10 protein-coding genes and 1 pseudogene are annotated in these 15,142 nt (G+C 37.7%); 4 read left to right on the forward strand and 7 right to left on the reverse strand.

Going from position 1 to position 15,142, the window contains the following annotated elements; genetic code table 11:
• The first annotated feature begins 53 nt into the window (after window positions 1–53).
• The 3 genes from IQ259_RS04685 (at window position 54) to IQ259_RS04695 (ending at window position 4,039) form a co-directional block, all read left to right on the forward strand.
• On the forward strand, window positions 54–1,388 hold the full coding sequence (locus tag IQ259_RS04685; protein WP_193881552.1) for an O-antigen ligase: 1,335 nt from the start codon (window positions 54–56) through the stop codon (window positions 1,386–1,388).
• Window positions 1,389–1,479: 91 nt separating this feature from the next.
• Window positions 1,480–2,712, forward strand: coding sequence for a glycosyltransferase (locus tag IQ259_RS04690; protein ID WP_193881555.1), 1,233 nt, complete (start codon window positions 1,480–1,482; stop codon window positions 2,710–2,712).
• A 136-nt stretch (window positions 2,713–2,848) separates the two neighbouring features.
• Window positions 2,849–4,039 carry a glycosyltransferase family 4 protein gene (locus tag IQ259_RS04695; protein ID WP_193881558.1) on the forward strand — a complete coding sequence of 397 codons (1,191 nt, stop codon included), beginning with the start codon at window positions 2,849–2,851 and terminating at the stop codon, window positions 4,037–4,039.
• 90 nt (window positions 4,040–4,129) lie between these two features.
• On the opposite strand, the gene IQ259_RS04700 is transcribed toward IQ259_RS04695, so the two are convergent.
• From IQ259_RS04700 to IQ259_RS04715, 4 genes are all read right to left on the reverse strand, one after another.
• Window positions 4,130–5,383 (reverse strand): nucleotidyltransferase family protein, encoded by a 1,254-nt coding sequence (locus tag IQ259_RS04700; RefSeq protein WP_193881560.1) that lies wholly within the window; start codon window positions 5,381–5,383, stop codon window positions 4,130–4,132.
• Between the two features lie 259 nt (window positions 5,384–5,642).
• On the reverse strand, window positions 5,643–7,091 hold the full coding sequence (locus tag IQ259_RS04705; protein ID WP_193881563.1) for a hypothetical protein: 1,449 nt from the start codon (window positions 7,089–7,091) through the stop codon (window positions 5,643–5,645).
• A 907-nt stretch (window positions 7,092–7,998) separates the two neighbouring features.
• Entirely contained in the window at window positions 7,999–9,603 is a 1,605-nt protein-coding gene (locus IQ259_RS04710) for a bifunctional pantoate--beta-alanine ligase/(d)CMP kinase (protein WP_193881567.1), read from the reverse strand.
• Window positions 9,604–9,778: 175 nt separating this feature from the next.
• Window positions 9,779–10,879, reverse strand: coding sequence for a septal ring lytic transglycosylase RlpA family protein (locus IQ259_RS04715; protein WP_193881570.1), 1,101 nt, complete (start codon window positions 10,877–10,879; stop codon window positions 9,779–9,781).
• 821 nt (window positions 10,880–11,700) lie between these two features.
• On the opposite strand from IQ259_RS04715, the gene glsA reads away from it, so the two are divergent.
• The gene (gene glsA / locus IQ259_RS04720) at window positions 11,701–12,678 is read left to right on the forward strand and encodes a glutaminase A (RefSeq protein ID WP_193881573.1); all 978 of its coding nucleotides are present in this window, start codon (window positions 11,701–11,703) and stop codon (window positions 12,676–12,678) included.
• 297 nt (window positions 12,679–12,975) lie between these two features.
• Here glsA and IQ259_RS04725 read toward each other — a convergent pair whose 3' ends face one another.
• From IQ259_RS04725 to IQ259_RS04735, 3 genes and pseudogenes are all read right to left on the reverse strand, one after another.
• The gene (locus tag IQ259_RS04725) at window positions 12,976–13,911 is read right to left on the reverse strand and encodes an alpha/beta fold hydrolase (protein WP_193881576.1); all 936 of its coding nucleotides are present in this window, start codon (window positions 13,909–13,911) and stop codon (window positions 12,976–12,978) included.
• Window positions 13,912–13,930: 19 nt separating this feature from the next.
• The gene (locus IQ259_RS04730; RefSeq protein WP_193881579.1) at window positions 13,931–14,437 is read right to left on the reverse strand and encodes a DUF4112 domain-containing protein; all 507 of its coding nucleotides are present in this window, start codon (window positions 14,435–14,437) and stop codon (window positions 13,931–13,933) included.
• Window positions 14,438–14,615: 178 nt separating this feature from the next.
• A pseudogene (locus IQ259_RS04735) lies at window positions 14,616–14,938 on the reverse strand (element excision factor XisH family protein); the annotation flags it as partial.
• Between the last annotated feature and the right edge of the window lie 204 nt (window positions 14,939–15,142).

The following is a 15,142-nucleotide window of genomic DNA, read 5'->3' on the forward strand; positions in this document are numbered from 1 at the left end:
CATTTAAATAGTTTTAATTCCTGAATATACACAAGTAATGGCTAAAGCAACCTATGCTGGATAATACAAGTATTTATCTTAAAAGTGATACAGGAAAATCTGCCCTAGCCGATAAGTTTCTCAACTGGCATAGTTGGGTGCTTTTAGGATATGCTCTTTTTGGCAGAGGATTTTCTTACTTAGGAGTTGCTCCTGCTTATATTGGGGAAATTACTCTTCTTTTTGGATTGTTCACTCTAAGTATAAACAAGTCAATTCCAAAACTTCTTAAACTACCTCATGCTTGGTTTTTAATCACATTCATGGTGTGGTGTTTCCTCAATACCATACCTTACTTTTCAATATATGGCTTAGACTCTATACGTGACGCAGCATTGTGGTACTACGGTTTTTTTGCTCTGATAGTTGCAACCTTACTACTTGGTAAACCAAAGCGCTTTTTATTCATGGTTGCTCAGTATGAACGCTTTTGTAGAATTTTTATTATTCTGATTCCATTTTTATGGTTGATAGCAAGATTCATCCCATTACCTGCTTTGCCAGGTGCTGGTGGAGTTAGAATTATTACTCTCAAACCAGCAGATGCTATGACTCATCTATCTGGAATTACTGCCTTTTTTATTGGCTCTAATTTGCTACAATTACAACCATTATTATTTACTTTCATGTTTCTTGTCAACTTAGGGGTGGTTGCTCTAAATGCAAATCGAGCAGGAACTCTAGCTTTTCTCAATGCTTTTTCTATAATTAGCCTAGCTAAGTATAAAAGTAGTAAAATTTGGCGCATAGTAACAATTATAATTTTGATTGTTGTATTGACTCTAATCATCAATCCAAACATATTTGAACCGTTAATCAACAAAGTTTTAAGTATTTTTATTGATAACAATAAAAGCCAAGGTTCAAAGGAGTATCGTTTAGAATGGTGGACTTATCTAATTAACACTACTTTTTCAGATTATTTTTGGACTGGTCGAGGATTTGGTTTCAATTTAGGTGCTGGTACTGGTTTTGACCCAGTGGGTGGTGGCGTTGTACGTAGTCCACACAATGGCCATGTAACCGTCCTGTCCCGCGCTGGCGTTCCTGGTTTTGTTCTTTGGCTACTAGTTCAACTAAGCTGGGCTGGGAGCATACTAGCCAAATATTTGCAGTGTAGAAGAAAAGGACAAACAAAGTGGGCTGGTGTATTTTTAACTTTGCTTGCTTACTGGGTAGCTAGTATGACTGTCACAACCTTTGAAGTGATTATTGAAGGCCCTACAGGTGGTATTTGGCTATGGACAATGTATGGTGTTGGTTTAGCAGCAATGCAAATATACAAACGTTATCCACAAATTTTTGATACAGAGATTGAATCTTTAGAATCAGATGTAATGCTTAAATGATTTTAATTAAATGTATCAGTGCGATATTAATAGATATTACTTTTTTTAAAGCTATTAATACTAAACAAATAATCTATAAAATTTAATTATTATGAAAATTCTGATTTCTGCATACGCCTGTGAACCAGCTCAAGGTTCTGAGCCAGGAGTAGGTTGGAATGTTGTCCAAGAACTGAGCAAATATCATCAAATTTGGGTTTTGACATCCAACTGTCACCGTCTAGCCATTGAAGCCGAATTAGTACGGAACCCACAACCAAACCTCAACTTTATCTATTTAGATCCTTTTGGTTTGATTATAGATTGGAGTCAGCAAGGAAAACAAACACAAAAGTGGGTATATATTCACTACTACCTATGGCAAATTAAGGCTTACTTTATCAGTCGATCGCTCCATAACGAAATCTGCTTTAACATTTCGCATCATGTAACTTATGTTAAATACACAAGCCCAAGTTTTCTTTGTTTCTTACCAATTCCTTTTATCTGGGGGCCAGTTGGAGGAGGAGAATTAACTCCTAAAAACTTTTGGCAAAGTTTGAGTCTACACAGCAAAATATATGAGTTTTTGAGAAATCTAGCTCGCTTAGTCGGAGAGTGCGATCCTTTTGTCCGCCTAACCGCACGACGCAGCGTTCTAGCTTGGGCTACAACAGAGGATACAGCTAAAAGACTGTATCACTTGGGAGCAAAAAATGTTCAAGTGTATTCTCAGCTTGGTATATCTCAAGAAGAATTGGTTAGTTTTGAACATGGCTCTCTACTTGATCAATCTCTTATCAGGTTTATCAGTGTGGGTAGATTGCTGCATTGGAAAGGATTTCATCTGGGACTAGCCGCATTTGCACAAGCAAATATATCTAATTCTGAGTATTGGGTTGTTGGAGAAGGAATTGAGCGGAAACGTCTGGAAAAGATAACCCAAGAACTAGGCATTAATAAACAAGTAAAATTTTGGGGTAGTTTGTCTCGTAACAAGACTTTAAGTAAAATCAGAAACTCACACGCATTAATTCATCCGAGCTTACATGACTCAGGAGGACTAGTATGTTTAGAAGCAATGTCCGCAAGTTTACCAGTAATTTGCTTGGATTTAGGCGGCCCAGCAGTTCAGGTTACTGAGGAAACTGGCTTCAAAATCCCAGCAACTACACCTGAAAAAGCAGTACATGATATTGCTAAAGCAATGATGTATTTAGCTAAAGATCCAAAATTGAGATTAAATATGGGTGAAGCTGGAAAAAAGAGAGTAAGAGATATTTTTAGTTGGGAACTTAAAGGGTTATTCCTATCTCAATGTTATTTGAAAGTGATAAATTATTAGACCCTACTTAACGTCCATTGCCTGCTTTCTAAATTATTTATATATTGAATAAAGTTCAATTCTAAGTGCTGACATCAACCCATCAATCATTAATTGAACAATATTTATTCATATCCACTAGTTTAAAGAAACAAGCATGAAACTGTTAATTTTACATAATCGTTATCGATTAGCCGGAGGTGAAGATAGAGTAGTTGAGGCAGAAAAAAAACTGTTAGAAACTAATGGGCATAATGTAATTGTATTGGAAGAAACTAATCTTAGCATAGTAAATATTTGGGATACAATCGCAGCGGCTGGGGGAGCAATATATTCGTTTGCTTCTAAACAGCGAGTTCAAGCAGAAATTATGCGTTTTTCTCCTGAATTAGTCCATGTACATAATTTTTTCCCTTTACTGTCTCCTGCTGTGTATGATGCTTGTTATAGTGCCGGAGTCCCAGTTGTTCAAACGCTGCATAATTATCGTCTTGCTTGTCCTAAAGCAATGCCATTTCGAGATAGCAAAATTTGTGAAGATTGTATTGGCACATTAATACCGTTGTCTAGTATCGTGCATGGATGTTATCGCAACTCCCAACTTCAAAGTTCTATTGTAGCTGCAATGATTACATGGCATAGATTAAGAGGTACTTGGCATCAAAGAGTAGATGCTTATATTGTTTTGACACAATTTCACAAAGAAAAAATGATTCAAGCTGGACTACCAGCAGAAAAAATTTATATCAAACCGAATTTCGTTTTTCATACAAATACTACAGAGTTCAATAGTCAGCGCGGCGGCTATTTGCTATTCGTTGGCAGGCTATCAGAAGAAAAGGGAGTTTCTGTTCTGATTGATGCTTATATTGATAATAATATATCTATACCCTTAAAAATTGTCGGTGATGGCCCGCTACGTCAAGTATTACAGAAGAAAGTTCAACAAGCAGGCTATGCAAATTTAATTGAATTTTTAGGATATCAAGATAAATCAATAGTGATGGCATTAATGAAGAATGCCAAATTTTTAATCTTTCCTTCAATTTGGTATGAAGGTTTTCCATTAACAATCATCGAAGCATTTGCATCTAGTTTACCCGTACTAGTTTCCCAGTTGGGTAGTATGGCAGAGATTGTTGAAGATCAAGTGAGTGGATTACATTTTAAAGCCGGAAATTCCCAAGATTTAGCTGCTAAAATACTTTGGGCAATTAATCATCCTGAAGTTATGAATAATTTCGGCAATAATGCTCGGTTTATTTATGAAACTAAATACACTTCAGTAGTAAACTACAAGCAATTAATGGATATTTATAAAAATGTTATTCAAAGTGTTAATGTATAACTAAAAATCGCATAATAAATGTAAAATTACAGCATTTTTAGATAAAAAAATAATAAGTATTACAGATTCATTATGATTTCTTAATATTATTTATATTGTTTTAGTTTTTATTAAAAAACTGGCAATCAATCGGAGTGGTCGGATAAAATAGTATAAAAATGATAAAAATTTGGGTAAACGGATAAAACTTTTATCTGCGATCGTTGGAACAATTATATGTTCATAGCAATACACTATCTTATCCCAAGGATGTTCTATTAATTTTAAATGAAAGAGGGCAAATTTGAATTGACTCTGTGTTGTGGAATCTGTGGAATCTTTAGCTGTACAAGTAAGTTGTGTAACGATTTCAGAGGAAAGAGCTTTAACTATTGAGTTAGCTTCTATCTTTTGTAACATTAATTCAGGAAGTTGAGCATCTAAGACATGATGAGCTAGTGAAAGTCCTAGTAGCAGGATTCGTGTCATTCTTAGCTTAGTAGCAAGCTGCCAAATTTTTTCCCAATTCACATTAGGATGGGTACGTATTACCTCAGCCAAATCACAAATTCTATTCAGCCATAACCAACAATCTTTTCCTCCTTGTGAACAGAGAATAATGATAAGATTTTCCGCAGAAAAGCTGAGTATTTGTTTATCAACAAAAGGTATAAGTTTAGTATCTTCCCATATCCATTCTGAATTGGATACGAATGAAAATTCCTTTGATAAGATACTTTGATGAACATCTAAAGTAACTTGTTCACTAGGATTAGTTAAATGTAGCTCCCAATGACGATGTAGATAAGCTTCCTGTTCTTTCTCATCTAAGGATTTAAGATAAGCTGCTTCTTGTTCATTACTATCGGCGTATGGCTCAAATCCTTTAGCAATCAATATCTGTTTGGTTTTAATAAAGTTTTTTGGGTGAACAAGAAGATCCAAATCGCCAAAAGAGCGGCGTGATACATCTCCGTAAGCTGTAGCAGCTAAGATAGGCCCTTTAAAAGGGATGACAGGAATTCCATTTTCATCAAAAATATTTAATATATTGACAAGTTTACTAGCCATTAATAGACTACGTTGAGTATTCAAATAATAATATTCTCGTAGTGAATTTAAAATATTTATAGGAATCGATTGTGAACCAAATTTACTAATATTTAAAAATAACAATGGTAGAACCTTGTGATAAGCAGCGATTTCAAGTAAAAATTGCCAATTAATTTGCTCTTGTAACAATTTTTTGATTTTTATAGCATTTTTTTCATCTATAAAAGTACGAGAACAGCAAATTAATAATTCATTTTCAGGAGTCAGAGTATTTTGCTTAACAGATTTGTTCTCTAATATAACTTGACTCATAATATAAAATTTTTACAATACTTTATTTCAACAAACAAAATCTTATCACAATAATGAATGATATTGGCAAATATTTAATTGGGCTTGAGTTAAGTCGAAAGGCTTCTTTTGGTTCAGGGTAATTGAACCTAACTCTAAAAAAATAGCTAGAATATATTCTAGCTACAGCTTTTATTAATTAAATGGCATTGCTCTACTCAGAACTTGGTGGATGATTGACTAACTTAGTTTCTGAAAGTTATATCTGCGATCGCTTTAATTATTGACTGCGAAGAGTAATGAGATCCAAACTTCCTACCTTAGGAATAATAACTGTTCCTTGACGCATTAAAGTTGTGCCAATGTAAATATTATTAACATTACTGTTAGAACGATACATCTTCATTTGCATGTCCCCAGCTTGAGCTAGTTCTTCTACAAACACTGTGATGGCAAAAGTTTCTGCTGCACGACCAGATTGTGCATCACTTACCAATGTACCTGCTGGAAGACCAAAACCAGCAGGAAGAGCAAAGAAAAATGTATTAGAAGTATAGTTACTGATACCTATCCCCCAAGAACCGTCAGGGTTTTTAGCGCTGGCTACGACAATTCGCGGTTTTTTACCGTAAGTCCATGTCATGTCTTTCTCAAGAGAACTAATGCTTTTTCTGAATACTGCTCCGACATCAAAGGTTTGAGCCAGCTGCTGGAGATAATAATATTTTTGGAACACGTCATACCGAAATGGGCTGATAAAGTAACGTATCAGCCGTGTAGAGTTATCTTTACTATCTGATGGTGCATGTCCGATAAACCAAATCCAGTGAGTTACCCGATTGTTCATATCGTTGAGAAAGCGGGAAGCAGCAGAAGCAGCTTTTACAGCATCTCCGGGTTCTTCTGGGCCATTAGTACCAGCTTCTGTCATCCAATATTCTTTACTTGTTTCCTCAATTAGTTTGGCGATCGCAGGCGTTGCTGCCATATTGTAAGAATGAGTGGAAATAGCTGCCAGTACTTTCCATGCTTCAGGGTCATTTTTGATGGCTGTGATCACTCTGATAGCTACATGATCACCATTCGCCAATTCAGGCGTAACTATTTTTACGTCCTTTAAATTCCGATTATCCAACTGTTGACGCAAAGCCTTAATCATCACAAGCCATTGAGCGTCTGATATTTTCTTATCGGGTTCATTCAATATACCTGTTGCATGAATCTTAACTCCATACTCTTGCTTCATTCGAGATATGAAATTTGCCAAAAGAGTAGCATAATTAACGACTTCAGAATCTTTGATGTAACTGCTATTCTCAGCCTTCATATACGCTGGTAAATTATCAGGAGCTAACAGCATAGTAGTACACCCGTTTGCCAAGGCATCTGAAATAAATCCTGATTTTACATAAGGATTTACAAATACAGACATATCTTGGACACCAGGCTGAGGCGCATATTTATCTGGTTTGAACCATAGTCTAGCAATCTTAAATCTGGCATCGTTACACACCAATTTTTGCAGTGTGTTTTTTTGCGATTGTGTTAGATTTCCATAATTTCTAGATCCAGCAACAGTTGAACTAAATCCTAAGCCTTGAAATTTTTGCCTTGCTCCTTGCTTTACTGTGATGTTAATAGGAGTAATTGCTAAGGCACTAGATAATGGTTGCGCCGAAAATGCGGCTGAAGCTATCAGGGAACACAAAAAATAATTACGCTTACGCATGATCAAAATCCTGAACTCATTCGGAAACACAAAACTCTTCCAATTTCTCTAGATCAGAGAAATTGCGTAAATAGGGGTGATACCACAATGTGATTCAGGTTAACTTAATATTTGCGTAATCGGTATTAGAAAAAACTCGTAACCAGTATCAAATAAACAGTAATTTTAGTATTATTTAATACCGAAATTTTACGTAAATCATACATTTAATCATAAAGTGATCAATCTTTATTAATTTGCAAATCCTTATATAACGAGGTTTAAGCTATTTTAAGTAGTATTGCTGCTTTTAATGTAACTTGTAACACCAACTATCTAATTCATAATTTATTACGTATATTCTTAGAAAAATCAATTGTCACATATCTCTTTTTTATTTTTATTTTTTCGTATAAAAATCTACATGCCTTGTCAACACAGGTTTTTAATTAAAAATGTTTGCAAGCTGAAGTACGCCATAAGCGTTGAAACGAACATGTGATTGTAACGATCACATGATTAATTTTTTTTACCTACTTGAATAAATGTTGTTTTATCCAACTCCGAAAAGCTTTAAGCGTTGAGTTTCTACCTGCGGTTTTACTGTTCTCAAGATATTGGAGAATTGTTTCAACCAAAGGTAAATTTGAAAAATTTAAACTTGACTGCGACTCTACATAATTACCATCTTATAAAAAATTAATTTTTAGTATGCCTTTTTCAAAATGTCATAGTTTTGGCACTTTTAACGCTTGATAAATAAGAGGGTGGGTACGAGAAGTAATATCAATTTCCACGGCTAGATTAGGCGGTGGATCAACTGTTAAATCTAGTCTTTAAATTTAAATCTCATAACACAGGTAATTAGGACTTACGCACCAAGGTTATTTGTTGAGATTGGGTGTGAGGGGTACGAGTTTTGCTATGATTACCACTGAGATAAGTATTGATGGTAGCAACTAATAATTTGTGCAGCAACTTCAGATGCGTTCATGCCATCAGTTGTAAGTTCCATCGCATCTGCGGCTTTTTGTAAGGGAGAAACCTTACGAGTGCTATCTTTCCAGTCACGTTCTGCTATGTCCCGTTCTAGTTGCTCTAAACTAACCTCAGGTTGACCTTGTTTTTGAAAGTCTTGCTGGCGGCGGCGAGCGCGTTCACTGACAGAAGCGGTTAAAAAGATTTTTACTTCAGCATCAGGGAAAACGTGGCTACCAATGTCCCGTCCTTCGGCAACTAAACCACCTTTTTTACCCCAGTGTTGCTGTTGTTTGACTAATTTCTGACGCACGGCGCTTTGGGCTGCGATCGCTGATACTTTAGATGTCACCTCAACGGTGCGAATTTCCTGGGTAACATCAACATCATCAATCCAAACTCGTACGGGAGATTTTAAATCTTGGCTGGGAGTTAGTTCAATTTTACATGTGTTGGCTAATTCGGCGATCGCACATTCATCGTCAATGGCAATCCCTTTTTGTAACACTAGCCAAGTAATCGCCCGATACATTGCTCCCGTATCTAAATAAACTAGTCCTAATTCCGCCGCTACCTGACGAGCTACCGTAGATTTTCCGGCTCCGGCTGGCCCATCAATAGCGATGACGGGTTGGCGATCGCGCAAGATGATATTATCAATCAAACGTGTAGAACCAAGACGAGCTGCGATCGCCAGCATTCCTTCCTCCTCAACTTTTTCTAATGACATTAAAGTAGTCGGTTCAACCAATTCAATATATTCCACTAAAACAGTACTAACCCTAGCCACTTCTTGCTGTACCACTGCTATCAGTTGGCTGCTGTGACGCACGCCAGATTTAAATGCAGCTTCAGCTTGCTGTAATCCGCGGTACAAAACTCCTGCTTGATCTTTTTCCTCAGCAGTCAAGTATTGATTGCGAGAACTCAAGGCCAAACCCGACGCTTCCCGAACTGTGGGACAAGCCACAATTTCTACTGGCAAATTTAAATCAGCCACTAGTCGTTTAATAATCGCCAGTTGCTGACCATCCTTTTGACCAAAGTAGGCTCGATTAGGTTGTACCAAGTTCAAAAGTTTGGTAACAATCGTCGCTACACCCTGAAAGTGACCTAACCGAGAACGACCACACAAACCTGACATCATAGCAGATGGCGGGATTACTTGTGTCACCAGAGATTCTTGTATATTTTTCTGGGGTACTCCCATTGCTTCCGGAGTCGGAGCAAAAATCACATCGACCGCAGCATCTTCACATAATTTTTGGTCTTGCTCTAAAGTCCGAGGGTAGCGTGCATAATCCTCCTTAGGCCCAAATTGTAGGGGATTGACAAAAATACTGACAATCACCGTCGAATTTTCTTGTCTAGCTCGTTTAATTAGGCTGAGATGACCTTGATGCAAACCTCCCATTGTCGGAACCAGACCGACTGCTGTCTGCTCCCAACTGCTCGTTTCACATGCGACCAGATCATCTAGAATTGTTGACTGGCTTTCCGAGCGAAGTTTATTTAAATAGCAGCGTAAAGCTGCGACTGTTGTCAGCAGGCGCACAAAATACCCCTAGTTCTTCTAACCCTCCCCCGTTAGTTTATATCTGAAATTGGGGGAATAGATTCTAGAACTAGGGGAATTAAGGATTGAGAAATAAGCAAGGTAGCAGGGAGCGGAGGAGCAGGGAAGGAGATCATTTACCCTAGCTCCGTTTCCTCTTCTCTATCCCCAAAAATTATCGACCGAGGACTTCAATATGCACTGGTGCAATACCACTACCCATCATGCCGATAACTCGTGCTGCACCGGAAGACAAGTCGATGACTCGACCCCGAATGTATGGGCCGCGGTCATTAATGCGTACAACTACAGAACGACCATTGCGGGTGTTGGTGACACGAACTTGTGTACCAAAAGGTAAGCTACGATGAGCCGCAGTCATGGCTTCAGGATTAAATCTCTGACCACTAGCTGTTTTATTGCCAGCCCAGTCATAGCCGTAATAGGAAGCTATGCCTCTAAAGCTGAGTTTGACGTTACCAACAGCAATCTGTTGTGGGAGTTTTGGAATTGATAATGGCGATCGCACTGGTAAATTCGCAATTTTGTCGATGGGCTCTGCGTTACCAATGAGTCTGCGTAGGCGGTTGGTTGCTTGTAATGCGTCTTGTGCCAGGTTTTTGGTGGTGTCTGCTAGGCGGGTATTCTCGTTGATTTCCACCAATTCTTGGTTCTTGATTTTGATTGTATAGCGATCGCTTGGTTGTTGCTGTGCAGAAGAGCTTTTATCTTGGGCTTGATTGGCAGTTTTGCTCTCTTCTTTCCAACTGACAGTAATCTGCTCCGCATCAACATTGTCTTGAATCAACTGGTTGATTTTGGCTGCCATCACACCAGCTTTCTGCACGGGATCATTGTCTAGTAAGCCGATTTGGTTTCCGGTACTTACTACATTGCCAGTACTTGCCACCTTAGTTGAATTGCCAGCAATAAGGGCGTACGATTGCACGCCCTCTGCTTCTCCAATAACACCTTGTTTTGTTTCAACACTCGCAACTGCCTTAGAACTCACAAAGGTGAGTACTGGTATATTTCGGATGTATAGGGTTGCCGCTTGACGACCTCCAATACTGTGAGAATGAATGCTTGTAATCACAGCATCCGAGTTCTGTTTCTCTGTTGGGGATTGAAACTCACCTACCTTAACCACATCACCACTCGGCAATTTTTGGGAAACTGGTTGAGCTTCCTTGGTAGTTTGAGTATGACCAACTGAGGGAATCCCCGAAAGAGTCGCAAACAAGGCGACAATAGTCCACAAATGTCTTTGATTCATGCGTCCAATTTTCAAGCGACTGTAGAACAGTAGTTTTTTTAATTAACGGAATTTAATGCCACAAAGAGCAAAGGTTTTCCTTAAAATCGAACTCGTTCCGCTTTCACTTTTTTTTCTTAACTGCAACAGACTAACACGAACTTTTGGACTTGGGGATCAGGGTTTTAGCGTAATAAAACCTCAATTTATTAAATTAAAATGCCAATCAAAAGAGCCAAACCTTGTTCAAATGCGGATTGTAGGGATGTAGCGTTTTTTTCGACCACTAGCAGATTTCTTATTAAAACTTTACATCTTTCTCAGATTAAATTTCGAGAAAAGTTACTGAATTTACCTGCTACTTTCCTCAGAAAAGTTGTGTATTACACAACATATAATTTTTTAAAATAATAATGATAACTTTTTGATATAAAGAAGGAAAAACCCGTTGTAAATCCTAATATTGTTAAAGTTTAGATAATCTTTTTAATTTTATAAAAGCTAATCCTAGCAACAGTTATGGTCAAAATATATCTTTTATTACCTAAAATAATTGATATTTCCATCAAACAAATGTAGTTTAATACTACTTGGAAATATGCTGAATTATAAAGCAAAAAATGTAATTCAAATTACCAGTAATATTAGCAGAGAGCAGTAAAAAATTAGGTGCTTTTGTAACTAATATTTTTCCCAATTAAAAGGAAAATAAGAATGAGAAAATTAAAAAATACCTGTAAGTATATATTCATGAATTCAGTAATGTAGCAAAAGTTACTACCTGCTTTTAATACCCAAAAGAGTTAATCAATCATGATTTTCTAAAAGAAACTATCAACTTCATGGCAAAACAAGCAAATACAGGAGATTTAGAAATAGTTTCATCATCATTGTTATCTGTTATCCAAGATTTGTACTCTAAGTACAAGTCTCTGCAAGAGGGTACAGTCGCAAATTATATTCCAGAATTAGCAAAGGTAAACCCGAACTTATTCAGCATTTGCATTGTTACCGTCGATGGTCAAGTTTACGAAGTTGGAGATTATCAACAGCTATTTACTATCCAGTCAATTTCTAAAGTCTTTGCTTACGGACTGGCGCTAGAAGATCACGGACGAGATTATGTGTTGACAAGAGTTGGCGTAGAACCGACAGGAGAAGCATTCAACTCAATTATTTTAGATGAGCGCTCAAAGCGACCCTATAACCCAATGGTAAACGCCGGAGCGATCGCCACCACCAGCTTAATCAAAGGAATTGGTGCAACCGAACGTCTCAACCGCGTCCTAGATATGTTTCGCCGCTACACCGGCCACGACGTATTTGTCGATATATCTGTATTTACCTCCGAACGCAGCACCGGACATCGCAACCGCGCAATGGCACACCTGATGCTGAACTTTGGCATGATAGACCAAAATATTGAAGAAGCATTAGACCTTTATTTTAAGCAGTGTGCTGTCATAGTGAATTGCCACGACTTAGCTGTGATGGCGGCGACACTGGCAAACAAAGGAATTAACCCCATCACAGGCGAACAAGCTGTAGACCATCAATATATAAAGGATATTCTCAGCGTCATGTACACCTGTGGAATGTACAACTTTGCTGGCGAATGGGCATATACAGTAGGTATTCCTGCTAAAAGTGGCGTTTGTGGCGGAATTATCGCTGTTGTACCTAATCAAATGGGTATTGGCGTATTTTCGCCACCATTAGATATGCGCGCTAATAGTGTTCGAGGAGTCGAAGTGTGTAAAGCGCTTTCCCAGCAGTTATCTCTACACATGTTTGAATGTGGGGGTGGAATTTGGATATAGTCAATGCACAAGCCATACACAGTCTCACCATAAATAGTAGACCTTTTGCAGAATAATTTTATACTTAATCTCTTACACAACGTAAATTTAAATTCATGATGTATCAAAAAAATATCTTTTATCAGGTCATATAAATTGATTTTTTATTGTTTGTGAGAAATCCTGGCTAGCTCCTGTGTCTGTGACATGATCACTTCTCGTATCCTTAAATATATTTCATCAGCCCATAGATTTAGGTCGTATTCACTCTATTCAACTCCATTCTCAAGCCTCGTAAATTAGCGGAGGTATGATTAATTAAACGAAATTTGTTTCTGCTAAAAACTCCAAAATAGCTGCATTGATAACTTTTGCTGAACCAGTAGAAGCATCATGATAGCAGTTAGACAAAATTTTAAATTTGGAATTGGCAATACATTGATGTAGTTTTTCGCCATGACTAGCAGGGAACCAACTATCTTTATCACCCCATAAAATGAGTGTAGGACACTCAATATTAGATAGCTTGTTTTGAATTCTACTGAGCATGTTGGGTTTATTGCCTTGCAAGTTTTCAATTTCCCGCGCAGCTAGTTGTAAATCTTCGGCGATTTTCACCAAAGTACCGGGAATTTCAATGAAGGGATAAGTTATCCAATACACATCTTTCTGGGACAAAATTGATGGATCAAATAGCACTCTGCGTCGTTCGATCGCCATAATTTCTCTGACTAGGGGTGCGACGAAAGCAGCTAAACGCAAAGAATCTATTGTTTGTAAAACTTCTATTGGTGTTTGAGCCAATATTGACATTGCCCAATGGGGTAATCGTTCGGCAAAAATGGGGACATTAACTACTACTAACCGCGCTATTAATTCAGGCTTTTCTTGCGCTAGGGCTAAAGCAACTAATCCGCCTAAAGACTCTGCCACAAGCACAGCAGGTTGATCACATAATTCTTGAATAATCCGCTCTAGTTCAATAACTTGATGTCCATCATGTTCTCGACGCAAGCACGGTTTTTCGGAAAATCCAAAGCCTTTAGCATCAAAACAAATAACTCGAAAATATTTTGATAGTGGTTCAATGCTGTAACGCCAATTATAGCTCCAGCTACCCATGCCGTGCATTAAAATTAAGGGCTTACCTGTACCTTTTTCACCATAAGCAATTTGTACAGGATATCCTTGAGCATCAGTAATAATTAAATTCTGTTGACCTTTGGGAAAAGTCGCTTGCCACCAATCTTTCATTCTTTTATTAATTTAATATTTAACCACCAGTTAATAATCGCCAGAGAGCGCTAATTAATAATACTGGTATTGTGATTAAAACAATGCCTATTAATAATAAGCCAAATAAAACAGCTAACACAAACCAAGTGTCTACTTTTTGTGTATTGTGGGGAATTTTCAAGTGTTCTTCTAGGAGCTTGATATTATACTCATTTGATTTCCAAGTAAAATCAAACAAGTCTCCTGCTACAGGGAAACTGCCTATCAAACTATCAATAATTATATTCAAAATCATTCTACCTAAGGTAGCTTTAGACGCACCTAGTTTTGCGGCTTCTAAGATGATGTAGCCAGAAAAGAGCAAGGTTAAAACATCACCGCCAACAGGTAGTAGCCCCAACAGTGGATCTAAACCTACACTAATTTCTGTGCCAGGAATAGTGATGGCTTTATCCAGTACGCGGCTTAGATGGCGCAGTCGCCTCAAGGAGGGTGCTTTAGCGTCAGGATCAATATTAGAGAACTGTGAGGAAGATGGAGGCATTCAAGCGATCGCTTCTTTGAGTTGAACCGTTCAATATTTTACTGCTGTATGGCAATTTGGCAAGAATTTGTCCTAATACTTAACGTATAGTGCAGAAGTCTTGAATGTTAAGAAAAGACCTATAAATCAGCAGCTTAACTTGATTTTCTGCCACCATATCTTTAGGAAAATCAAGTTGAAAAAATGTTTTGTAAGTTGTTAAAGGTACCGCTAAATATAAAACCCGCTCCGGTTGTAACCTTCTCAATGCGCCTCTGTAGTTAATAAACTGTCCTAATGCGGTATGAAATTCTGAAATAGCAGATGACTGCTTTAAAAAACTTTTAACTTCGACTGCAATTTTTTGTCCTTGGCGTTCTGCGGCAATCAGCTTTTGGGCGGCTAAATCAATAGAAAGATTAACTCCTCCCACGCTAATTGTGAGTGGATCATTAGTAATTGCCAGCCGTTTTTCTCTAAAGCTGTTTTGACAACTTCATGAAAAACATCTTTAGCAGGCATACATACATATCTATAGGAATCATATTTGATTTCTGAAAAAGTGTACGAGATAATACGGAGGAATATATCTGTCTAAGAACAAACAATGATAGATCAGCATCTACAACCTGCGATGCCTGCGGCGGGCGTAGCCATCGCAGAACTACAAGAATTTATAGATAGTCGCCCAGATGCCCGTGAGGTGAGAAAAGCTCTCTTCTGTAA

The organism is Fortiea sp. LEGE XX443, assembly GCF_015206815.1.
In the GTDB taxonomy this organism is placed as follows: Bacteria; Cyanobacteriota; Cyanobacteriia; order Cyanobacteriales; family Nostocaceae; genus Nostoc_B.

Bases quoted from the DNA above. Each gene is read 5' to 3' on its own strand.
- IQ259_RS04705 (WP_193881563.1), bottom strand. From the start codon at position 7,091: ATGCGTAAGCGTAATTATTTTTTGTGTTCCCTGATAGCTTCAGCCGCA.
- IQ259_RS04715 (WP_193881570.1), bottom strand. From the start codon at position 10,879: ATGAATCAAAGACATTTGTGGACTATTGTCGCCTTGTTTGCGACTCTT.
- IQ259_RS04690 (WP_193881555.1), top strand. From the start codon at position 1,480: ATGAAAATTCTGATTTCTGCATACGCCTGTGAACCAGCTCAAGGTTCT.
- IQ259_RS04695 (WP_193881558.1), top strand. From the start codon at position 2,849: ATGAAACTGTTAATTTTACATAATCGTTATCGATTAGCCGGAGGTGAA.
- IQ259_RS04725 (WP_193881576.1), bottom strand. From the start codon at position 13,911: ATGAAAGATTGGTGGCAAGCGACTTTTCCCAAAGGTCAACAGAATTTA.
- IQ259_RS04700 (WP_193881560.1), bottom strand. From the start codon at position 5,383: ATGAGTCAAGTTATATTAGAGAACAAATCTGTTAAGCAAAATACTCTG.
- IQ259_RS04730 (WP_193881579.1), bottom strand. From the start codon at position 14,437: ATGCCTCCATCTTCCTCACAGTTCTCTAATATTGATCCTGACGCTAAA.
- IQ259_RS04685 (WP_193881552.1), top strand. From the start codon at position 54: ATGCTGGATAATACAAGTATTTATCTTAAAAGTGATACAGGAAAATCT.
- glsA (WP_193881573.1), top strand. From the start codon at position 11,701: ATGGCAAAACAAGCAAATACAGGAGATTTAGAAATAGTTTCATCATCA.